The following is a 20,380-nucleotide window of genomic DNA, read 5'->3' as shown; positions in this document are numbered from 1 at the left end:
TAGTATTAACTCCTATTATACGCCCTTATGTATCAGATTCCAAGGGGCTTTTCCTCGATCAGATGCATCGCTTCACCGAAAATTTCCGAGAGCGTGGGGTGCGGATGAATGGTCTGACCCACTTCCCAGGCGGTTGCATCCAGCGTCATGGCGAGGGTGCCTTCCGCGATCAGTTCCGTTGCCTTGGGGCCTACGATATGAATCCCGAGCAAGTCGTCGGATTCCTCGTCCTTAATGACCTTCATGAAGCCTTCCGACTCTCCGACAATCCAGGCTTTCCCTATCGCCTTCATCGGGAAACGGGACACCTTGATCTTCCTACCTTTCTGCCTTGCCTGTTCCTCCGTCCAACCCACGCTGGCCGCCTCCGGAGCACTGTAAATGCATTTGGGTATCTGATCGTCACGATGACGAATGCCCTTTAGTCCGGCACTATGTTCAGCAGCATAGATGCCTTCATGCGCCGCTGCATGGGCAAGCTGAATACCGCCCGTCACATCTCCGATGGCATAAATATGCGGTTCTCCTGTCTGGAAATGTTCATTAATCGTAATCAGGCCGGACGCGACCTGTACATCCGTATTTTCCAGACCCAGTCCCTCTACGTTGCCTTGCCGTCCAACACTGATCAGCATGGCCGATGCTTCGAGTTGAACCGATTTACTGTGTTGCTGAACGGGGATAAACAACGAATCCTGACCTGCTTCGACACGTTCGCTTTCAATTCGAGCGTCTGTTAGAATCCGAATGCCCCGATTTTCGAAGCTTCTTGCGATTTCCCGGGAAACGTCCTCATCCTCAAGCGGCAGAATACGTGAAGCATATTCCACAATCGTGACCTCTACACCAAAATCACAAAGCATGGAAGCCCATTCGGAACCGATTACCCCGCCGCCAACGATCACGATGGACTTCGGAAGCTCGTCCATTTGCAGCGCCTCATCACTGGTCATGATACGCGCATCTTCAGGCAGACTGTCCAGCTTTCTCGGTCTTGTCCCGGTTGCAATGATGGTATGGGTGCCTACGACCATGACGGATTCATCATTTTCAAGCTCCACGGCAACGGCTCCGCTCTTCGGAGAGAAGATCGAAGGCCCCATTACCCGCCCTCTTCCGTGAATGACTTCGATCTTGTTTTTCTTCATTAACATTTGCAGTCCCTGATACAACTGGGTGACGATCTTGTTCTTTCGCATTTGCACCCGTTGAAAATCCAGACGGACATCACGGGCTGTAATGCCATACGCTTCGCTATCTTGCATCTTCACGTACAGCTCCGCACTATGCAGCAAGCTTTTGCTCGGAATACAACCCTGATGAAGGCAAGTGCCTCCGACTTTATCTTTCTCCACCAGCACAACGTTCTTGCCTAATTGGGAAGCGCGAATCGCCGCGGTGTAACCGGCAATCCCTCCCCCTAAAATAACCACATCACATTGTTTCGGTTCCATTTGCAGCTCCCTCCAGCTTTTCTACATCTATTCTATGAAATGATGAAAAGAATCCATACCCATTTTTTCACGTTGTTCAGTGTCTATTGTAGCGGTTCTGTGACAAGAAATATAGTATAAATGCCACAAGTCCTCCATGGACAGCCTCTCTCTCATTTTGTATCATAGAGAACAGCACGAACAATTGACAGAAAGAGGATCGAAAACATGCGCAATCCATTGATCGGAAGACTCATCGCTGTCCTTCTGCTTGTCATTCCCGGCTGGGCTGCCACCTATGGCTTCCTCCTCATGAAGGATGCCGTATTCCTGTATTTCTCCCAGTTCGGTGACGAACAAGTAACGCCGGATTTCAACTGGCTGCCGTTTCTGGGCGGGGCCGTTTTGTTTTTGCTCGGTGTCTTTTTCATTGGCGGCTGGATATTCTTCCGTGACCGAAAGCGGAACTACGTCGCACCGAGATTCATGGACAAATCGGGCAAGCGAGGAAAATGAAAATAAAGATCAGACAAAAATAGAGATGAGCACTGATTTCACAGGCTCATCTCTATTTATTTGCGACTTTGAAGTTTTGCGACTTTGCGACTTCGTGACTTGGCACTCACCTTCAACGATTTTGTTTCTGTATCCCTCCCCATTGATCCAGCCTTCTCAGCCAGTCATGCTGTTCAATCAGTCTGGAAATGGAGCTGCGTTCCGCAATCCAGTGCAGCACAATCCACATAATCAGCCAACCACCCTGTAACCAAGCGGGGCAGCTCGTCACCAGCACATAACCCATCATGAAACCAATCAGATTCGCCCCGCTGTCACCCAGCATAGCCTTTCGCCGCAGATCAAGCGGAGACCAGATCACCAGCATCCAGATGAGGGGGACGAGCAGGACAACAAGTGTCAAATTCCATTGTAGGAAAGGGAGGACGAGCAGTGCACTGCCCAACCAGCCCTTCACACTTCTGCCTGGCCTGACATCCAGCAGATTAAATCCATTGATGGTCAGCACCCATAACAGAAACAAGATGCCGAGAGAAAACAATGATTCCTCTTCCCCGATCAGCATCATGAGTAAGATCAGTACGGCTGCACTCATGCCGATGATCTTCAAGAAACCGGTCGTAAAGCGGTGTTCACGAAACAGCACGCTAACATGACCGCGGAAGCCTTTCGTCAACCGGTCTCCCACTGCATCATCGAGCCAGCCAATGGCAAACACGACAGACAGTGCCACACACAGAGCCAGTACCTCACTCCATGCGACCTCACTCCATGCAGGCGAAGGCTGCCATATCCATTCCACCATCAGCCCCCAAATCCAGATACTGTTCAGCAGGCCTGCCCACACAAACAGACCCCCTGATACCGGAATCACACGGCCCGTGTAATTTTCTCTGCGCATGCCCAGTCTCGATGCAAGCCGGCATGACAAGCGCAGCCATGTACGGGTCACGACTGCATACATGCCAAGCCATCCTACCAGCAGAATCATCCGCTCTATCGCTTGCTCCATAATGTTCTCCCAACGGCTACGAATTGCTTGCCACGATGAAGGACGCCGGACCAATCTCTCCCGCTTTCGCGATGATGAAAGGGAACCTCCACCTCCGTAATGCGAAATCCATCTCTGGCAGCATCAATCGTGAAGCCCACTTCAATCCCGAATCCGGGACTGAATGTGCGGATTCGTTCCATTACCTGCCGCGTCATCGCCCTTTGCCCGGACAACGGCGCGGTACTGCGATAACCTGATAATCGCCAAATGCCATGGGAGGCCAGCTTTCTGACAAGTCCGAGTCCCCCTTTTCGCCGTGCAGGCGGCAGCTTGGCAATGCTCAGGTCTGCTTCCTGTTCCAACACCGGCTTCAGCAACTGATAGGCATGTCTGGCACTTTCCTGGAGGTCTGCATCCAGGAAGACCAGGAACGCTCCATTTGCAGCTTCCACGCCGGCCTGAAGAGCCTCTCCCTTGCCCCGATTTTGCGGCAAGGAAAGCACCCGATCTGCAAATGGAAGAGCGAGTTGTTCCGTATCGTCCTCGCTCCCGTCATTGACCACCAACAGTTCGGTTTGCAGCTGCTGCAACTGCTCACAGCTGCACAGACTGAGCAGGGTCCGTTGTATCGTTGCCTGCTCATTGTATGCCGGGATGATCAGCGAAATGGTCGGATGCATAAGTGGTTTCCTCCAATAATTCATTCATGTGCAACAGCAATCTGCCGATTTGTTCCGCTTCTGCGTTCTTCCAGTCTTCGGGTTCTACAAACATCCATCTGGGCTGTGTTGGTGCAGTCTCTTCCCCGTCCGCACGGGTTCCCCATATGCCTTCATTCCAAGCTTCCATCGTCAGCGATTTCTTCTGAGGATCGTCGTCCGTCCCTTCCCAGTACACAACGATCAGATCGGGACGCTGCACGCCCTCTGCTCGAAGCCGCTCGATGATGGGTCCCGCTTCCATCCCTGTTTCTAGACTGGTTTCTACTCCGGATTCAACTCCGTTTACTGTCTCAGCTTCTATCCCGCTCTCCTGTTCCATGACCAGGATATCCAGACCCATTTCCTCCAGTAGCCTTTTGGTATTCTCTTCGAGTATCGGGTGACCTGCTGGCTGCAATAGCAGCACCTTGCTAGCCTTTATCCGGGGAATCAGCTGCGTGCTAAGCGCTTTCAGTTCCTCGACACGATCATGCAGTTCTGCGTTCGTCACCCGTTCCTGTTCATATTGTGTCAGCATCTCTCGCCATACAAAATGCTCGGTATCCCTCATCCAGGATTGCCCCAGGGTTCCACCAATCACAATACCGATGCCCAGTGCAAAAAAAATACTGATAATGGTCATGGCATGATAGCGGGTATGTATCACAGGGGAAGCACCTCCCTTTTTTGCACACCTGTTTCGAACGTATGAACCCGAGTTCGTCAGGTTACTTGAACGAAATTTGAAAATAAATCCGAATGGTATCCAGAAACTGTCGGAAACCGGGATGAATGACAAACAACATCACGAGAGGAAACAGGGCCGCGGCCAATACGTGCCACATACTGCGAAACCTGACTGGTCGTTGATACAACTTGCTCACGCCCTTGGCATCCACCAGTTTGGAACCGACTTTCATCCGCACCAGCAAGGTGCTGGCCATCCCTTTTCTTCCCTTCTCCAGAAAGTCGATCATGTGCGTATGGGTACCAAGGGTGACAATTAGCTCGGCACCCTGCTCATAGGCGAGTAGCATCGCGATATCTTCACTGGTGCCTTTCGCACAGATTTTACGGCTCGGGACGTGCAGTTTCTCCAGTCTGTCAAGGCCCGGAGCCCGTCCGTCCGGATAGGCGTGAACGAGTAACTCCGCGCCACAGCGAAGCGCATGGTCAGACACACTGTCCATATCGCCAATAATGAGATTCGGCATGAAGCCATGTTCCAGCAGAGCATCCGCGCCGCCATCGACCCCAATCAATACGGGCCGGTAATCCTGGATGTAAGCCCGAATGATGCTCAGATCCTCCTTGTAGCCGCTTCCCCTCACCACGACCACAACATGCTGGTTTCCTAGCCGTGTTCGCAAGGGGGGCGTCTTCAGACGATCAATCACGAGTTCTTTCTCCTGACTGGCATAGGTCAGCGTATTGTCAATGAATCGATTAAGCTGAGAACCCATATTACGCATGGCCTGCTTGTATAAATGGTCATAGTCAGCAAACGTAAATGGCTGACAGGTAATCTGGTTGTCCTCCACTTGAATGGCATCCTCGGTAATGGTGATCGTATTCCCGCTTTGAAAGCAATGAAAGGCAAGCGGATCAATATCAAAAATCGGTATTGCAGCATCGAGCAGCCTTTTCGCTCCGACTGACGGGTAACTGCCATCCATCGTTTTAGCTGCGTTAATGACCGCCTTTACTTTCGCTTCAATAAAGCCATTGGCGGCCATTTCATCAATATTCTCATGGCAAATCACCGCAATCTGCCGAGGTTGAATCGACCGAAGCAGCTGCTTCGTGCTCGTATGGACCTGAATGGTTCCACTCAAATTCGTAGTTTGACTTAACCGCATCATGCGAAATGGTTTCACTCCTATACTCAGACAGGCTTGCCCTTATTATGCATCAGTCCGGGCAATTTATGCGGCATGCAAATAAGGCCGATTGTCCGAAAAACGGAAATCGACCTTTGTTCACTTTAAATTTGAAATTTGAATTCGTTAACAATGAAAATGTTACGCTTGCTTTGTGGTTGCTTGAGCGATCATTATTCTACAATGAGGGTCGAAACCATATCATCATGACCCGTTCCGCACATAATTGCACATTTGATCTCATAGGTGCCTGGCTCAAAGGTATGTTCGACAGAATCCCCATCTTCAAGGTAAATATCTGTTCCTTCAATTTCAACAGCGTGGATGCCTCCGCCGCGTTTGTTTACCATGGAAAGGACCATCGGCTCTCCAGCCTTGATTGTATACTCTTCCTGGTCAAATTTGAAATTTTCAGCCTCAAAGCGGACTTCGTTTTCTTTTGGTGCTTCTTCTGCTGTTTCTTCTTTTGTTTCGATGGATGTAATGGACAGTGTGACAGCCAATAGACCTGCGATCACCATCAATCCAAGCATGACCCATTTATGCATGTTGAAGACCTCCATTTATACTCGTATAAGCAATATTGTACAAAAATGATGTGAAGTTTTGTTTGCCTGATTGCGATTTTAATTGAACGATTTGTGACAAATTCTTTTTCTGAAACGTGCAACTGCTTAGCTTGCCCCGCCTTCTCTCTATTTATTATGGACAAATGCCAAGCAATCAAAACGGGTATCATCCAATCCGTGACTGCACATGTTAAAAAGGAGTTCATCAAGTGTATGCAGGAGGGATGAAGATGACGGAACAGGGACAGCACCAGCAAGTGTTTCAAAAAGCGGTAGAACGGGCTGAGCAAGCCATCAATCGTGCCAGGGATTCAGAAATGGCCGCTCATGAAGCCAAGAAGACGAATCACCCTTCTTCCATGCAATCTGCCAGGCAAATGGTCAAACAGGCCGAGATTGAATTGAAGCAGGCGTCCGAGCATTTGGAATCAGCCAGTCAGCTCGGTCAGGTTCAGCAAGCCCAGGGTATGCAGGAAAACCTGGCCCAGGCGCTGGGCAATCTGCAGGTATTTGATTTACATGATCCCAAGCAGGTAAGATAATCGCTGCACTGCCTGTATCTAACACTTCTTGTGCTGCATGACTGACGAAGCAGAGGACAAAATAAGTCCGTATCTTCATGACTTCCTAAAGGAGTGATTAGCAATGCGTGAAGGATTGGTTCCATCGATTTTAGGTTCCGTCGTAACCGCATCAGGAGCAACTCTGTTAGGCAGGAATCGAGCTGCAGCGCTGGGTGTCATGGGATTTGGTCTGGCTCATGTCGTGCTAGGCGCCATTGACCTGTTCGAACATCGCTATCGTCGCTAGCTCTGAAGATCGGCAAGGGCAGGCAGCATGTGAAGAGCATGTTGCCTGCTTGTCCAGCTATCAGTCACAGAACAAGCGAAGGGGGACGCACAATGAGCAGCCGAAAAAATCACAGTGTGAAGGGCAGCCGCTCCAATCAGGATACGCTGCAATACCATGCGGATCAGGTTATCGAGAAAAACCAAAAGCATGCAGGACAAAATTCCTTCTATCATCAGGCTGAAAAGTCTGCCGAAAAGTAACAGAAATGAAAAAGCCATTTCGCGCGGGGTGTGTTTCACCCTGACGGGAAATGGCTTGTTCGTATTTGTTCAGGGTGCTTCAAGTTCGCTTTCTGTTACCCATTTATGATTCGTCACTTTTCCCTCACCTGTTGTCGGAACGTAGTCAACCATATAAACGGTTGTCTGTTCGGCAGAATCAATGGTCGCTGTAGCGCCGTCCATTCCCTTCATATGATCTGCCTGCAAAACGACCTCCGTTCCTTGCTCAAAAGCCGCATCCCCTGCATTCATCAGTTCTTCGTGGATGACCCACTTGTGATCGGTCACTTTCTCTCCACCTGTTGTGGGCATATAGGAGACGGTGTAAACGATCGTGTCATATGCGCCAACAATCGTGGCTGTTGCACCGTTCATTCCTTCCATATGATCAGCTCGGATCATGGCCTCACTGCCAACCGGGAACGTTGGGGCAGCTGCTTCCTGCAACTTATCAGGCAATTCACCTGATGAGGAATGGTTCATGTCTGAATGCTCGTCATGATGATTGTTGTTTGATGAGTGAGCGTGATTCGTATCGTTTCCATTCCCGCAGGCACTTACACTGAATACAATCATCGCTGTTACAGATAGCATGACGATCAGCTTTTTCATTCTCTACCGCACTCCTTGAATTTGATTTATCATGATCATCATATACCCACCCATCGTATATTGCAAATCAAGAAACATACTTGCACAAAAAATACCATCCCCTTATCTGATGTGTGACACATCGAATAAAAGAGATGGTATCTTTTTGTACTCATTACGTCCTTCTATCAGCTCACCTTATGCTCGATCCGCAGCTTATCTGCGACCATCGCGATGAACTCACTGTTGGAGTAGGCGAAATACGATTTCGTAATCTCTCACGCCTTATACATACGGGCTGCATGACGCAAAGCTCACCGGAACTTTATCGGAATCACGGCGAAATATTCATAGCTATTGAGGAGTCGGATTAACATGGAACAAAAATACGGATTTATCTCTCGGAAAAAAAATGCTAGAACGTTAGATTTCGATAAGTATATACCGGAATTTTTAATGACAAAGCGGCTGGAAAAACGGTCACCCAAAACAATTTCCACCTATGAACAGACGTTAAAGCAATTCAAACGATTTTTCGATGAGCGAAGCTATTCCGAAATGAACGCTGATGTTATGCGAGATTACATTCATTATCTAACTTATGAAAAGAAGAGATGGGACGACCACCCGACAAGTCCGATTCGCGAAGACGGATTATCTGCTCGATCAGTTAATAATGTGATTCGAATCATGAAAGTGTTTTTTAATTATCTCAAAAACGAAAATTTAATATCTAGCAATCCACTTAAATCTGTAAAATATCAAAAGCAAGAAAAAGATACCTTTGAAATTTTTACAGATGAAGACGTCATAAAATTACTTGAAGTACCAAATAAGAAACTCTACACTGGCTTTAGAGATGTATGTATGATGTTAGTGTTAATTGATACCGGACTTAGAATAAAAGAGTTAACGAACCTAAAAGCATCGGATATTGATTTCAAAATGCGTCAAATCACAGTCCGGTCATCTGTGTCAAAAACAAACACGGCTCGAAATGTCCCCATTTCTAAACGTACGTGTGCAGAATTACAAAAACTGATAGAGATGATTAACGTAGAATCAGATGATTATGTTTGGCTTACTCAATTCGGGGAGCGGTATTTTGCCGATACCTTCGCAAAAATGTTAAAGAAATATGGAAAAAAAGCACATATATCAGGCGCAAGAGTTTCGCCGCACACCTTTCGTCATTATTTCGCGATAAAGTTCCTACGAGAAGGAGGAAATCCAATGACATTGGCACGTATATTAGGACATACATCGCTAAATATGACGCAAGTGTATCTAAAATTTACTGGTTCTGATTTACGGGATCAACATGACATCGCATCGCCAGTAACCAGTCTTTTCGATAAAGGAAATATTAAGAAGTCGGGTAAGATCCGCTTTAAATAATCACTATAACTAATTAGAAACGAAAAAAGACGCCAACCCCTCGGAATGATCCCGATAGAGTCGACGTCGCCCTCGAATATTGATACGCGCCGCTCGAATATGTTACGATTGGATTAAGAGGAAGGGGCATTTTCGCCCCTCACTCCGTTGGTACTTAACGTTTGCCCGGTCGGCGCCGTTTTGTACCTTTTTCTATGCACCCGAGTTCGGAAAATTGTCCGTAAGTTTTCCGCACCTAAAACGCCATATCTGACGGGGTGCCCTGGGGGTACTCCATTCCGCAATGCATAACGTATTCATTTCCGGTTTACATAATGATTCTTGTCGGACGCAAATTCGAATGTATCAAAACGGCGGAATCCCGCGTCACAACTGGCGTCTAGGCATCACGTCAGTAATGGCGGGATTTTACCGTTTATGCATTCGTTATGCAGTTCGTTGAATAATCCGCTTAACCGTGCGGTCTGGCGGCGATTCCGTTCGTTGTGGCGGCGACGGATGCGACGTGCGAATATACGCCGTTTATGCAGCGGCAGACCCCCGAGTTTTGAGACCGCCCGTCCTTCCGGAGCGTCTTGCGGATAATCACGTCATTCTGTCCGAATTTGTTTACGCTGTTCCACTCACTTTACCGCACTAATTCAATGCATTTCACGTATTTATCACTGCATCATAGTTCCGTACACCTAACGCAAAAAAGACCCGCCAGCCACAGGCCATTAATGACTATTAATCATTTCGTCTAAATCAGCGATCTCTTTCGCGATCTCTTCGTCTGTTTTGCGTCTATGTTCAATCGTTTCGCGATTATCTTCGACGACTTGTCTGTCCGTTAACAGACCGAATCTACGCATAAATAGGTCGATGGCCTTAACGGAAGGCACACCGTTAGATCCACCTCGGATCAGCTTCATAATCGCTACGTTAACCTCGCCGCGCATCGTTGATAGCTCTTGATCAGTTAAGTAGTTAACGTATTCGTTAAACGCCTCGATACGCTTCCACTCATAAAGAGTCGTGCGGCTGATTGATAGCTGATTAGCGATTTCTTGCATCGTCATCTTCTTACCTTCAGTTAATACGCCCCACTCGTTATCAACGATTAAACGCGCTGCTTTTCGTTGCTGTGGTGTTAATTGCGCTTCAAGTATCTTCTTTCTATTTCGTGACATCTACATGCCCCTCTCCCTCTTAGATTAAGTGTTTGATTGATTCATAATGCGTCCATGCTGCTTCTTCGGCCGCTTGCAGACGTTCGGGATCGGCTTTAAGCATTTCGACTTCTTGTCGTAATCGCTCTCTATGGGCTACGGGATTATCACTTTGATAGTCTGAGTATAAATCGTGTTTGCCCATTTGAAACCCTAACATCGCTACCTCTATCAGTGATAACTTAGAGCTAAGGTTTATATCGTCGGTCCTACCGGTGTCAATTGATTTATTGATAGATCTCATTTCATTTAATATGATCCCTACACCAGTGACGTAGGATCTTACGCCATCAGCCTTTGATTGGGCAAGTAACTTCGCTAATGATTCGTATTTCTCAAATATAGACATGTCTATGCTGTGATACGTACCCCCTGCGACAAGCTTCGCGTATTTAACCGCGATTGGATAAAATGGAAATAATCGCTCGACTAGAATGATGGATAACGCTTCATCTACAAAATCTTCCGGGGGTTCATGCGGTAATCCCCGTTCTATTCGGTATTGACGTAGTTCTTCCGTCAGTTCGTCGACCATTCGCTTTATTTCTTCGATGCTTTCTGCCAAACGATCCACCCCCGTATTAGTATCCCGCCGACGCCGCGCCGAGCATTTGCGCTTCTTTCACTTTCCGTACGAACGCCGCCGCAATCCGGTCGATATCCGCGTCTTCTCGAATCACTACTTGATCTGCAATCTTGGCGATGTTGATTCCGCCGTTTCCTCCGGTTCTCGAATATTCCCGATTCTCTTCCGGAGTTAATACGCGCTCGTCCTTATGCAGTCGCGCGATATATCCGTTATAGGGGACGCGGGATAAACCGGAAGCGTACGAACCACTTACGCGACCTGCCGTCCAATCGATCGCGTTCTTTGCGGCGTCGCGCGCGCTGCCTAAACCGAATGGGTTATTCGTAAATGCGCCCCACTGCCGTTCGAAGAAACTCCGATCGTCTGGCGGCGCAGCCATTAGAACGCCGTCTCCAAATACGGACTCGCCCGGCTTCGCGTTTTCTAATTTTTGGTAGAACGATTTCTGTTCCTCGCGCGCAACCCGATCCGCTTCTTCTCTTCTGTGAATGGCGCCAGTTATCGACGATCCGCCGTAAACAGTCGCCGCCGCGCCGAGTTTGACCGCCGCCGGACCAGGCGTTGCCAAAAACGTCAGCAGAGCCGCAAGTTCCGGATTCTGCTCGGCGGCGCCTTTTAGTCCGTCCAGCATCCCCTGCGCCAACGCCTTTCCGACGTCTACGCCGACGCTCACGATCGTAGGCAACGACGCTCGAACCGATTCCGATAACGTCGAAATGAGCGAGCTGGCGGCGTTGCGGATCATCTCTTTTCCGTCGTTTTGATACCACCGATTAAATACGCGCTCCACATCGCTCATGATCTCCCGGACCTTATCGCCGAAACTGAGATTGAGGAATTCCGGATTATTCAGGTAATTCCGGTCGATGTATCCGTATAGTAATTTCGCCTTTTCGTGCGCCCATCCGAATGCGTCCGCCAGTCCGCGCGATAGCATATCCGTAAATGGCCGCCACTTGCCGGAGTCCATGAATTCGTTCATATCGCGTAGCATCGGCCGCAGGACTTCGAGCGACCCTTCGCCGACAGACCGCATCGCCGTTTTCAGCCGGGCTTTAAACTTGTCCCAAAGCACGATGTTAGACGTTCCGATTTTATCGAGATATTCTTGCGATATCCCGATTTTTATCAGATAATCGTCGAGCGCAACGAGCTGGTCCGCAACGTCCATTTTTTTGATATCGTTTACGACGTCTTTCGGAATCTCGAAGCGCTCTGACATCGATAATCCGTCGCCGGAAAAGATTTCCCGGAGTGCAAACGTGGCGCCATCGATACCTTGAATCGGATCATAAGCGACAAGCTTTTCCGTTACGTCCCACATTTTCTGCAACGTATCCAAATCGTGAGACTGCCCGATGAATCCCTTCGAGTAGGCAAGCATTTCGGCTTCGTGTATGATCGGCGAGCTGAACGCCTTTTTCCGGACGTTCTCCATATATGCGGCGGCTTTATCGGCGTCCTTTAGCATTCCCTCGATTTGAAACTGGCTGAGTTCGTACCTGGCCGCCTCGCCGACGGTGGCGTTAAACGTTTGATAGGCCGCAACCGCCGATCCGACTGCGACGACAAGACCTCGCATGGATGCCGTTGCCCGCGCCGATCCGGATACGACGTTCCGCATTCCACTGCCGACCGCCCGTCCCATGCTGACGAATGCCCGACCGGTCATGTTGCTTGCGCGACCAAGCCTATCCGTCGCGGATTTCGCCCGATCCAGCGACCTCTGCGCCCGTTCAAGCCGGGACTGGACTGAGCGGAGAGGCTTTGATAATCCGTCTTCGAGTTTGAGACTTGCTTTTAGTTCAAATGAAATATCAATCTAACTCCTTTCTTTTCTCAGCGATGATTCGCATGATTATTTTTTCAATCCGTTCTGCTTTTTTCTTTAGTTTCTCTTTTTCTCTAGTTGATGTACTTTGCTTGTAGTTCACGATCAATTTAAGTGCGTCCTTAGCTTTAATAAATAAAAGCTTTGATTCATCATCCTTTTCAACGAAATCTTTATAATGATGAAGAAATCTCTTGATCTTTACATTGTCAGAACAATGTAATAGTTGATCAGATAATTTGTTCAAATCATATACAAATGACTCTAATTTATCTCTCATGCTTACCTCCTTCAATTGAAAAAGACGTCCCACTTACTGGGACGCCTTGCTGTAGACTGCCTAGCCAATTTGCAGGGGCTCATCTTGGCGCTCATCTAGTTTAAATTCATATTGATCAGGTCGATTGGCGAAACTCGCGATCTCGCGGTCAAATAAGTACACTAACGTGTCTTTATGAATGTGATTGTTAAAAATGTCTGCGCCATATCTCGCATCGAGATGAGGTGAAAGTTCTGCCGCCTTCTTCTGCTCATCTGACAAGGCTTTATTAGAAATATCTTCATATAACTTTTTAACTTTAATAGCGAGTTCAGGACGCTCATCACCTGATGAAGTTAGCAGATCGCTGACCATGGAGGCAAACTGATCTTTTATTATTTTTGCAAAATATGGATTGTCCTGTTTCTCAATAAATTGTGTAATCTGTTCAATACATTCACCAGGGCTAGTAAACAGTAATTTTGTTTTTATGTCATTAAATTCGCGTTCAAACGTTTTTATTACAGTATCACTAGCTGGTTTTTCATGAGACTCATTTAAAACAAGCTCAGCGCCTACTTTTGCAGAAATTGCTGCTTTATCAAACTCCTCTCTCATTTTTTTAGCTTCTCTCAGAAATTTCTCGCCATATTGTAATTTTGCTCTTTGAATTTCTTCTATTTTACCCTCGCCACTCAACCTTGTGTCGGATTTTATTTGTCTTTCTGCCTCTTCAAATTCTGTTTTCACATCAAGAAGTAGTGTTGTTGCTCTCTTTTCGATTTCGCTTGTCTTTTCTAGTGCATCTATCATTTTTTTATAATTTGTCATTTCCCATTCCCCCATAACGAATTTTTTTATTTCTCAGCGATTACTCTGCTAGTGCCTTTTGGCCATTCCCCATTTTTCTGCAAATTATATACCTCGCGATCCGTCACAATCGGCAAATCTGATAAACTAAACAACTCACCAAGCGAAATGTGCGCCCCTGGATAGTTGTCGTTATCTTTGTAGCATAAGTTCTTTATCTCTGATTCGATCTCACTATATTTTGCACGAAGTTCTTGATAATCAACGATTGCATTATAGAACTCCTCTTTTCCTCGCAACATTCTCTCAATAACTGGTGACAACTCTTCTTCTCTCACTTTATGTCTATAATTATCTCTAAAGTCAAGAACGAGGTCACGAATACTTATCTTGTCTATACTTTCCTGCTCGCAAACATAATTAAATGCATGTTGTCTCTCCTTCGTGGCTGCTTCATATTCTTTTTCTGCCTCTTCTATTTGTTTTCTTAACTTCTTCTTATCTGTTGATAGATCCTCACATCCTGATAATTCTTGTTTGATTAATGATTCGAGTTGAGATGTTAAGTCGGTCACACGTTTACTAGCGCTGGCCTCATTTTTTATATATTTCTCCTTGAAGTCATCAAATCTGTGCTTCTGATTTTCATAATCTTCATATAATTTCCATTTGATCATGATTTATCGTCCTTTCGAATTTTAGAATTTATCCAGGTAAAAAATTGGATAAGCCAGTTTTTGCTCACAGGTTCATCTGCTTGTTCTTCTCTTGTATCGTCACGATTCAATAGAAATAACTCTTGCATGATGTGAAACATTGGGTCAGCCGGCGTCATGATTCTGTACAAATGTGATAAATCGGCGCTTGGAATAAGTGAGCAGTTAATTCCAAGGATGTTGTAAAAAATTTTGAACACTCCCTCGTCATCTGTCTCTAAATCTACTGATTTGACATCGTTTACTAGCATTATGTCTAAAATCACATCAACTAAATCGACCGCGTGCGCAATTGGCTTCACAGTTTGACCGGCGTGCCACCCATGGCTGTCGTAAAACGTTATGATAGCGAAGTGTATGCCCTCTAGCTCTGTTGTGCCAACGTTAAAAAGTGGTCTCACATCTATCCCCTCATCTTCTATGCCTTGTTTTCCTTGTTTTCCGTCTTTTCCCTGCTGATACCACCGATTTTCCTAGCGATGGCTCTAACCACGTAATCTCATCGCCAGTGCCTTCGCCGCCTTTCCAAGTAATCGCCCTTTTATACGTCAAGTTTTACGCCTCCCTTTTCGACCAAATGCGGTGCCATATATCGAATATATTTATCCGAGACGCCGCCGCCAAACTTCATCCGAAAACTCTCGCCCGTCTGAGTGTGCGTGATATAAACGTTCTTCTTATAGCAGCCGTCTAATTCAATCACCGAAACAACGAAATTGCTCAACGTATTCACCTCCAGGTAATATAGTCATAATCCGCTGGCACGTCGATATGAACGTGCCGAACACCGTACTCTTGCGCATTTTGAATAACCCAATCCGTTACGGAACGTATCAAGCTCGGATCAACGCGCGGCACGTAAAACGATTCCGCCTTTTCGCCTAAAATTTCGCCCGTATCTCGGTCAACGTATTTGCATACAACGTTGTATTTTTTATGCGACGCCGTACCTAGTCCGATTTTTATCGTTAACTTTGCGATTATCTCCAATTTTAGCGGGGACCTCCCTTCAAAATATGTAGCCGAAGATACCGGCAATCCTCCGCCGGTTCGCGGAGACATTTGCAGCGTGGGTCAGACTCCGTTTTCAATGCCGACATAATCGCGCATGTGGTATCCGGCTTGTACATGTCGCACCAGGCTTTCGCGTATTCTCTCAACGTTTCCCCTCCTACTTGTTAACATTTAGACATACCAAATAGCCGAGTTAAGGTGATTCTACCTGCTCGGAACTTCGTCGACTGGGAACGCCCTTGTTATGCGCTTTTCTAACGTCTAAATGTTAACGAATTGCCGAGTCTCGGACATTGCGATTCTTGACCGCGCTCTCTTCTTTTCAGCAGAACAATTAACGCAATATTTCTGACGATTAGATTTCTTGACGATTGGACAGCCGCATGTACTGCATTGACTGATCGCTTCTTCATCTGTTGCCCAATACGCAGACTCTAACGCTGCGTCCACAGGAAGTACGTGCTTTTCAAAGTAAAAACAACGCATCCCTCCTTCGTTAAGGTATCGTTTCGCCTCCGGATCATCGCGGAACCAGATGCATTGTGATTGATATCGACATCCATTCGTTCCGGTAAAAGCTGCACAATGTTGACGTGCTAATTGCTGAAATCGTCTGTTTAAATTACGTATCATTTAATCGCCCTCGATGCGGATCGCTGCGGTTTGCATCCGACTCGTTTTATCGCCCGCATGGCCGACTGTTTAACGTCTGCTCGTAAGACGCAATCTATAACCAATCTAATAAAACCTCTTTTTGTGCAATTTCCTGAACTGGAGCAGCCATTTTTCTCTGTTTTGATGTTGGTTTACTTGTTCTAGCTTCAATGTTAGCAATACGTTCAGTTCTATATTGAAGCGCCTCAGGGAACCTACTATAAAATTCGGACTCTGATTCGATTGGAGCTGACAAAAAATAAATATTATTTGCTCCTGTATCACTTTTGCGAGTTTCTATTAGATTCCATTTATTTAATTCTCGTAACAATTTACGTATCTTATCATCACTGAATCCAGTTTCTATACACAAGGTAGCTATTGGTGGAAATGAATACTTATATTGATAGTTCCAATAATGATAAAGTACATCATACACTGAAATATGATCACTCTTAAACCCAGGAATGTTCATATAGAGCGTTCTCAATGTCCTAGCAGATGGGACGAAGACCGCTGCCTGCATTGGCTTTGATTTTGACGTTGCATCCAAAATTGCACCTCCTCCTGTCCCCCACATTTTACGGGGGATATATAATTCTTATTATTCTTTCTCTCTCTCTCTCAACGTCCTAGGATATATATACAAACATACTATCCGTTGTTCCGTCGCTTTAGCGGCGGTAATATAATTCTTTATACGTAATTCTTAATATATAATTATTAATACACCCGTAATTTACGGGGGATAATAACTATTTTTACGGGGGTCATACCCGCAATTCGCGGGGGATTTCTTTTAAACTTGCGATGGGACTTCTGTAATAGATATTTTTCTACGCGCCAGTTCCATTCGGGTTGGATTCCGTTCTAACTCGTTGTATATTTCTAAAATTCGTTGAAGTTTAGCCGGTGTCAACTCAAGTTCGATCTTGATTTTAGCTACCATATCAGCAGTTAACGGTCTTTGATCGTGTTCAATCCGCCACATGCCGGCGGCAGACGTATTCAGTATGGCCGCCATATCTTCGAGCGTTAGGCGATATACTCTGCGAATGATTCGAATGGTATTAGGTGTAATCTTCATGTGCGATCCTCATCCTCCTTTGAAATATTTTTTTTCATAGCGACAAATAAAAAAATTTTCGATCGTACGACGTTCAGAAAAATAAAAAAGCATCCGAAGATGCCATTTTGACTTTCGATTATTCCCTCATAACTGAATTAACTCTCTATTTACGTTAAGTAATACGTCAATGTTTAACATATTTATTCTTTAATTTTTCTCAATCTGCGACTTAAACTTGCCTCATGTATTCCGAGTTTCTTCGCAATATACCGATTTTTCATTCGATATCCACCAGTAAGGTCTACGTGATATTCCGAAAAATCCCCGGTTTTTTTATCCTCTTCTATAATAGATACGATACGATCAATAAATTGCTGATTGCGCTGTGATTGTTTGATTAAATCAATCCTGTCAGCTCCAAATAAGGTATAAATGGGACCGTAATATTTAGGATCGACGTACTTTACCTTACCTTCACGTCTAACGCGCCTTTTATCGGCGAATTGAGTCTTCACATAATGAGTACGTATTGCTCTATTAACGAAATGAACGATTTGCCGCTCAGATAATTCCGTATCGACCTTTGTCAGGGCGTATTCAATCGCTGAAAACAAATCATCCCAGTGTTCTTCGACTAACCTTGACGTTAGCAAACTCCACAATGTCTCTCGCTGTCCTGTTAACTGCTCATAAGCGCGCTGAAGAATCGGAAATGAAGCAGAAAAATAACGAGCTAAATACAACTCATGCTCCCTATAATTTTCAACAGTTAATTTAATACCCGTCCACGCTTCAAGTTGTGCAGCATGTTCTGCAAATATCCAGTCTGGTGAATCACGTTTAATATCCAATCCGGCCTCACTTAACGTATATTTAATCGTCGATAGTCTACCGCCAATAAGACGAAGGCAGCGAAAAGCGACATAATATTCAGGGCCTGGTAAATTATGCAGTCCGTGCTTCAAAAAGTCATATCCCATCGCGTTTCGAATCATATCAAACACGATCGGATCTTTGTTAAGTTGATATTGGCGTATAGCTTCAAGAAACGTCTTCATTTACGCGACCTCCTCTCTCTCATAAATACGCTACCTGGCTTCATTATCCTCCCCCTCAATGAATGTCAATAATAACTGCTTCTTCCGTCTCACTAAACGATAAATTCCGCTCTAACGCCGTGATAAACTCCTTTAGTCCGGCAACAGCGCTTTTGTATTCGTCTAAACTGTACCGGTTTATCGTCGTGAACTCCGCCAGATATAACGTTAAGTGGTAGTACGTTTGGAGTAGGTTTCGGACGTCCTCCGAAAAACTCATCGCCGCACCGTTGACCTCGGTACTGTTATCAATCCGAAATGTCGGATCGTCAATGTCCCCGTATTTCTTTACGTACCTACGGAGCTTGTCCGATTCCCGCACCTCTGCCTTTTCCGCCCTTTCCTCCGCCTCCTTCAACGCTTTTTTGACTTCGCGCAGCTCCCTCACCGTCATTTCGTCTACCGTTTTTGCGGCACCCGTCGACGGGATCGTATGCGAGGTGGATACGAAGGATTCGCGATCGACGTCGGATGGTAGCGAGAGCATTTCGAGGATCTTACTCGATGGTAAATTCGCCGACGTCGGGGATTCTGAGAATTGTTCAAACGCTTGAATATAGCGGTGTACATGCGATTTGTTAAAACCGATAGACTCCGCCCAATCGCCAAAATCCACATGTGTCAAATCGTTCTCCTTAACGTGTTTCAGCCGTCTTCCTATTTCGAAGATACTTTCGCCGGCAATCCGCTTGTATGCGTTGATTTCGGCCGTTACAACGTCTAAATCCGATGATAATGCGACGATCTTCATATTAACGCCTCCCTATTCGTAGTTTCTTCGTTTCCTCAACGTCCTTTAACGTGTGAAATAATGTAACTCTGCCTCCTTTCGGTTTTGACGTGTTTGGTTTTTATATATCTATGACGTCAGACATAAGTGGTAACGTCAGATATATTTGGTGTTAACTGTCCCGTATCGGTTCGGTTTTTAACCGGTGCGGTAATGTTTATTCTCATTTGTTGTTATTACCGTTGTTATTATTACAATCCTGTAGACAGGACTCGGCGGACTCCTGTAAACGGGACTCGGCGGTATCCTACGGACAGGATTCGGCGGGTAAAAACATCGGCGTATACACGTCTTTCACGTTACCCTTATACGGAACTTTTTCGATGACTACTAACTTCTCATCCGCTAATAACGTCTTGATCCGTTTGAGCCTATCCCGATGGATTCCGGTGTCACGGCTGATTTGTTCATTCGTCGGATATGCCCGCATATAAAAAGCGCTGTCTATTTTTCCGTTGACGTTAGCGTGTAAATATCCGAATAATATGAGCGCATCCCTCGCATCCCTCCCGTTATATTTTCGGATGAGCGCCGGTAAGACGTCGCGGTATATCGAATGGGACGTCGGAGTATAGCCGCCTTTTTCGACCAACTTCGTTTTTTGAATTATTGCGGTATCTATTGGCGCTCACCTCCGTTACGTATAATACGGCTGGTCAGTGCGGAAATTGAGACAACGTTGTTTACTCCGTTACCTATATGTACAACGCTATTTTCGATTTCGCACACTTTTGACGGAAAAAGAACGGAAATTTCTTCGTATTTAATTCCGCCTATACTATATATGGCGAACGGAAATGGCGTTTCGCACAGAAACCGGAATAAATTTTCCGATTTTCCGTCATCTTCGACGGGAAAATTCTTTAAAATCAGCGGATTTCAGGCGTTCTATGGCAGAGGGTACCGATAGGACTTGGCGGATGGGAAAACGGCTGAGACGGGGAATACGGAAAGGAAACGGAAGGGGAATGCGGAGGGGTTTTCGCCTCATAGCACGAAGCTGAATTCGATTGGTATCGATTTGACCGCAGAGATTCTGAAACCGAACATTTGTTCTAACGTAATACATATTAAAAGACGGACAGTCCACGTTGCCGCGTAAACCGACCGCCTTTCAGTAATGGATCGTTGCCGATGAGGATGCGCATTCCTCCCGATCCAGGAATTAGCGTATCGGCTCCCGCG

The 20,380-nt window shown here is 46.1% G+C and carries 24 protein-coding genes; 5 read left to right on the top strand and 19 right to left on the bottom strand.

The annotated features are described in order from the left end of the window. Window positions 1–32: 32 nt before the first annotated feature. Window positions 33–1,454, bottom strand: a complete 1,422-nt coding sequence (lpdA, locus tag ACFSUC_RS14690; RefSeq protein WP_379930375.1) for a dihydrolipoyl dehydrogenase — start codon at window positions 1,452–1,454, stop codon at window positions 33–35. Between the two features lie 207 nt (window positions 1,455–1,661). Here lpdA and ACFSUC_RS14685 point away from each other — a divergent pair, with 207 nt between their 5' ends. Continuing rightward, window positions 1,662–1,949 (top strand): DUF2627 domain-containing protein, encoded by a 288-nt coding sequence (locus ACFSUC_RS14685; protein ID WP_379930374.1) that lies wholly within the window; start codon window positions 1,662–1,664, stop codon window positions 1,947–1,949. 112 nt (window positions 1,950–2,061) lie between these two features. On the opposite strand, the gene ACFSUC_RS14680 is transcribed toward ACFSUC_RS14685, so the two are convergent. The 5 genes from ACFSUC_RS14680 to ACFSUC_RS14660 all read right to left on the bottom strand — a co-directional run bounded on the left by ACFSUC_RS14680 (window position 2,062) and on the right by ACFSUC_RS14660 (window position 6,072). Beyond that, entirely contained in the window at window positions 2,062–2,961 is a 900-nt protein-coding gene (locus tag ACFSUC_RS14680; RefSeq protein ID WP_379930373.1) for a hypothetical protein, read from the bottom strand. Continuing rightward, window positions 2,946–3,623, bottom strand: a complete 678-nt coding sequence (locus tag ACFSUC_RS14675) for a glycosyltransferase family 2 protein (RefSeq protein WP_379930372.1) — start codon at window positions 3,621–3,623, stop codon at window positions 2,946–2,948. The genes ACFSUC_RS14680 and ACFSUC_RS14675 overlap by 16 nt, the downstream gene beginning before the upstream one ends. Then, on the bottom strand, window positions 3,583–4,311 hold the full coding sequence (locus ACFSUC_RS14670) for a copper transporter (protein ID WP_379930371.1): 729 nt from the start codon (window positions 4,309–4,311) through the stop codon (window positions 3,583–3,585). Before ACFSUC_RS14670 ends, ACFSUC_RS14675 begins: the two co-directional genes overlap by 41 nt. A gap of 61 nt (window positions 4,312–4,372) precedes the next feature. Next, the gene (gene steA, locus ACFSUC_RS14665) at window positions 4,373–5,506 is read right to left on the bottom strand and encodes a putative cytokinetic ring protein SteA (protein ID WP_379930370.1); all 1,134 of its coding nucleotides are present in this window, start codon (window positions 5,504–5,506) and stop codon (window positions 4,373–4,375) included. Window positions 5,507–5,697: 191 nt separating this feature from the next. Continuing rightward, window positions 5,698–6,072, bottom strand: coding sequence for a hypothetical protein (locus ACFSUC_RS14660; RefSeq protein WP_379930369.1), 375 nt, complete (start codon window positions 6,070–6,072; stop codon window positions 5,698–5,700). Window positions 6,073–6,323: 251 nt separating this feature from the next. Between ACFSUC_RS14660 and ACFSUC_RS14655 the strand changes: the two genes are divergently transcribed. From ACFSUC_RS14655 to ACFSUC_RS14645, 3 genes are all read left to right on the top strand, one after another. Next, complete coding sequence (locus ACFSUC_RS14655) at window positions 6,324–6,635, top strand: hypothetical protein (RefSeq protein WP_379930368.1); 312 nt, start codon at window positions 6,324–6,326, stop codon at window positions 6,633–6,635. Window positions 6,636–6,738: 103 nt separating this feature from the next. Beyond that, window positions 6,739–6,903 carry an asparagine synthase gene (locus tag ACFSUC_RS14650; protein WP_379930367.1) on the top strand — a complete coding sequence of 55 codons (165 nt, stop codon included), beginning with the start codon at window positions 6,739–6,741 and terminating at the stop codon, window positions 6,901–6,903. 92 nt (window positions 6,904–6,995) lie between these two features. Further along, entirely contained in the window at window positions 6,996–7,145 is a 150-nt protein-coding gene (locus ACFSUC_RS14645) for a hypothetical protein (protein ID WP_379930366.1), read from the top strand. 69 nt (window positions 7,146–7,214) lie between these two features. Here ACFSUC_RS14645 and ACFSUC_RS14640 read toward each other — a convergent pair whose 3' ends face one another. After that, window positions 7,215–7,778, bottom strand: coding sequence for a YdhK family protein (locus tag ACFSUC_RS14640; RefSeq protein WP_379930365.1), 564 nt, complete (start codon window positions 7,776–7,778; stop codon window positions 7,215–7,217). A gap of 354 nt (window positions 7,779–8,132) precedes the next feature. Between ACFSUC_RS14640 and ACFSUC_RS14635 the strand changes: the two genes are divergently transcribed. After that, window positions 8,133–9,155 carry a tyrosine-type recombinase/integrase gene (locus tag ACFSUC_RS14635; RefSeq protein ID WP_379930364.1) on the top strand — a complete coding sequence of 341 codons (1,023 nt, stop codon included), beginning with the start codon at window positions 8,133–8,135 and terminating at the stop codon, window positions 9,153–9,155. Window positions 9,156–9,874: 719 nt separating this feature from the next. Here ACFSUC_RS14635 and ACFSUC_RS14630 read toward each other — a convergent pair. The 12 genes from ACFSUC_RS14630 to ACFSUC_RS14575 form a co-directional block, all read right to left on the bottom strand. Beyond that, the gene (locus ACFSUC_RS14630; RefSeq protein ID WP_379930363.1) at window positions 9,875–10,327 is read right to left on the bottom strand and encodes a phBC6A51 family helix-turn-helix protein; all 453 of its coding nucleotides are present in this window, start codon (window positions 10,325–10,327) and stop codon (window positions 9,875–9,877) included. 19 nt (window positions 10,328–10,346) lie between these two features. Then, on the bottom strand, window positions 10,347–10,931 hold the full coding sequence (locus tag ACFSUC_RS14625) for a hypothetical protein (RefSeq protein ID WP_379930362.1): 585 nt from the start codon (window positions 10,929–10,931) through the stop codon (window positions 10,347–10,349). A gap of 16 nt (window positions 10,932–10,947) precedes the next feature. Further along, the gene (locus tag ACFSUC_RS14620; RefSeq protein WP_379930361.1) at window positions 10,948–12,579 is read right to left on the bottom strand and encodes a hypothetical protein; all 1,632 of its coding nucleotides are present in this window, start codon (window positions 12,577–12,579) and stop codon (window positions 10,948–10,950) included. A gap of 193 nt (window positions 12,580–12,772) precedes the next feature. Beyond that, window positions 12,773–13,066 (bottom strand): hypothetical protein, encoded by a 294-nt coding sequence (locus ACFSUC_RS14615; RefSeq protein ID WP_379930360.1) that lies wholly within the window; start codon window positions 13,064–13,066, stop codon window positions 12,773–12,775. Between the two features lie 60 nt (window positions 13,067–13,126). After that, window positions 13,127–13,876 carry a hypothetical protein gene (locus ACFSUC_RS14610; protein WP_379930359.1) on the bottom strand — a complete coding sequence of 250 codons (750 nt, stop codon included), beginning with the start codon at window positions 13,874–13,876 and terminating at the stop codon, window positions 13,127–13,129. A gap of 26 nt (window positions 13,877–13,902) precedes the next feature. Then, the gene (locus ACFSUC_RS14605; protein ID WP_379930358.1) at window positions 13,903–14,532 is read right to left on the bottom strand and encodes a hypothetical protein; all 630 of its coding nucleotides are present in this window, start codon (window positions 14,530–14,532) and stop codon (window positions 13,903–13,905) included. Then, window positions 14,529–14,972: a hypothetical protein gene (locus ACFSUC_RS14600; RefSeq protein WP_379930357.1), complete on the bottom strand. Its 444-nt coding sequence runs from the start codon at window positions 14,970–14,972 to the stop codon at window positions 14,529–14,531. The genes ACFSUC_RS14605 and ACFSUC_RS14600 overlap by 4 nt, the downstream gene beginning before the upstream one ends. Window positions 14,973–15,112: 140 nt before the next feature. Next, entirely contained in the window at window positions 15,113–15,295 is a 183-nt protein-coding gene (locus tag ACFSUC_RS14595) for a hypothetical protein (protein ID WP_379930356.1), read from the bottom strand. Between the two features lie 1,017 nt (window positions 15,296–16,312). Then, complete coding sequence (locus tag ACFSUC_RS14590; RefSeq protein WP_379930355.1) at window positions 16,313–16,792, bottom strand: hypothetical protein; 480 nt, start codon at window positions 16,790–16,792, stop codon at window positions 16,313–16,315. A gap of 246 nt (window positions 16,793–17,038) precedes the next feature. After that, window positions 17,039–17,326 (bottom strand): hypothetical protein, encoded by a 288-nt coding sequence (locus ACFSUC_RS14585; RefSeq protein ID WP_379930354.1) that lies wholly within the window; start codon window positions 17,324–17,326, stop codon window positions 17,039–17,041. A 182-nt stretch (window positions 17,327–17,508) separates the two neighbouring features. Next, window positions 17,509–18,366 (bottom strand): hypothetical protein, encoded by an 858-nt coding sequence (locus ACFSUC_RS14580; RefSeq protein ID WP_379930353.1) that lies wholly within the window; start codon window positions 18,364–18,366, stop codon window positions 17,509–17,511. Between the two features lie 55 nt (window positions 18,367–18,421). Further along, complete coding sequence (locus ACFSUC_RS14575; RefSeq protein WP_379930352.1) at window positions 18,422–19,156, bottom strand: DUF3102 domain-containing protein; 735 nt, start codon at window positions 19,154–19,156, stop codon at window positions 18,422–18,424. Between the last annotated feature and the right edge of the window lie 1,224 nt (window positions 19,157–20,380).

It is taken from the genome of Marinicrinis sediminis (assembly GCF_042685085.1).
In the GTDB taxonomy this organism is placed as follows: domain Bacteria; phylum Bacillota; class Bacilli; order Paenibacillales; family KCTC-33676; genus Marinicrinis; species Marinicrinis sediminis.
Note: the sequence above shows the minus strand (reverse complement) of the source record. Positions and strands in the feature narration are given on the sequence as shown.

What these genes read in the sequence shown, in the direction of transcription:
- ACFSUC_RS14585 (WP_379930354.1), bottom strand. Translation starts at nt 17,326, where the DNA reads ATGAAGATTACACCTAATACCATTCGAATCATTCGCAGAGTATATCGC.
- ACFSUC_RS14605 (WP_379930358.1), bottom strand. Translation starts at nt 14,532, where the DNA reads ATGATCAAATGGAAATTATATGAAGATTATGAAAATCAGAAGCACAGA.
- ACFSUC_RS14655 (WP_379930368.1), top strand. Translation starts at nt 6,324, where the DNA reads ATGACGGAACAGGGACAGCACCAGCAAGTGTTTCAAAAAGCGGTAGAA.
- lpdA (WP_379930375.1), bottom strand. Translation starts at nt 1,454, where the DNA reads ATGGAACCGAAACAATGTGATGTGGTTATTTTAGGGGGAGGGATTGCC.
- ACFSUC_RS14650 (WP_379930367.1), top strand. Translation starts at nt 6,739, where the DNA reads ATGCGTGAAGGATTGGTTCCATCGATTTTAGGTTCCGTCGTAACCGCA.
- ACFSUC_RS14635 (WP_379930364.1), top strand. Translation starts at nt 8,133, where the DNA reads ATGGAACAAAAATACGGATTTATCTCTCGGAAAAAAAATGCTAGAACG.
- ACFSUC_RS14610 (WP_379930359.1), bottom strand. Translation starts at nt 13,876, where the DNA reads ATGACAAATTATAAAAAAATGATAGATGCACTAGAAAAGACAAGCGAA.
- ACFSUC_RS14615 (WP_379930360.1), bottom strand. Translation starts at nt 13,066, where the DNA reads ATGAGAGATAAATTAGAGTCATTTGTATATGATTTGAACAAATTATCT.
- ACFSUC_RS14645 (WP_379930366.1), top strand. Translation starts at nt 6,996, where the DNA reads ATGAGCAGCCGAAAAAATCACAGTGTGAAGGGCAGCCGCTCCAATCAG.
- ACFSUC_RS14680 (WP_379930373.1), bottom strand. Translation starts at nt 2,961, where the DNA reads ATGGAGCAAGCGATAGAGCGGATGATTCTGCTGGTAGGATGGCTTGGC.
- ACFSUC_RS14640 (WP_379930365.1), bottom strand. Translation starts at nt 7,778, where the DNA reads ATGAAAAAGCTGATCGTCATGCTATCTGTAACAGCGATGATTGTATTC.
- ACFSUC_RS14620 (WP_379930361.1), bottom strand. Translation starts at nt 12,579, where the DNA reads ATGCGGAACGTCGTATCCGGATCGGCGCGGGCAACGGCATCCATGCGA.
- ACFSUC_RS14580 (WP_379930353.1), bottom strand. Translation starts at nt 18,366, where the DNA reads ATGAAGACGTTTCTTGAAGCTATACGCCAATATCAACTTAACAAAGAT.
- ACFSUC_RS14630 (WP_379930363.1), bottom strand. Translation starts at nt 10,327, where the DNA reads ATGTCACGAAATAGAAAGAAGATACTTGAAGCGCAATTAACACCACAG.
- ACFSUC_RS14685 (WP_379930374.1), top strand. Translation starts at nt 1,662, where the DNA reads ATGCGCAATCCATTGATCGGAAGACTCATCGCTGTCCTTCTGCTTGTC.
- ACFSUC_RS14660 (WP_379930369.1), bottom strand. Translation starts at nt 6,072, where the DNA reads ATGCATAAATGGGTCATGCTTGGATTGATGGTGATCGCAGGTCTATTG.
- ACFSUC_RS14575 (WP_379930352.1), bottom strand. Translation starts at nt 19,156, where the DNA reads ATGAAGATCGTCGCATTATCATCGGATTTAGACGTTGTAACGGCCGAA.
- steA (WP_379930370.1), bottom strand. Translation starts at nt 5,506, where the DNA reads ATGATGCGGTTAAGTCAAACTACGAATTTGAGTGGAACCATTCAGGTC.
- ACFSUC_RS14675 (WP_379930372.1), bottom strand. Translation starts at nt 3,623, where the DNA reads ATGCATCCGACCATTTCGCTGATCATCCCGGCATACAATGAGCAGGCA.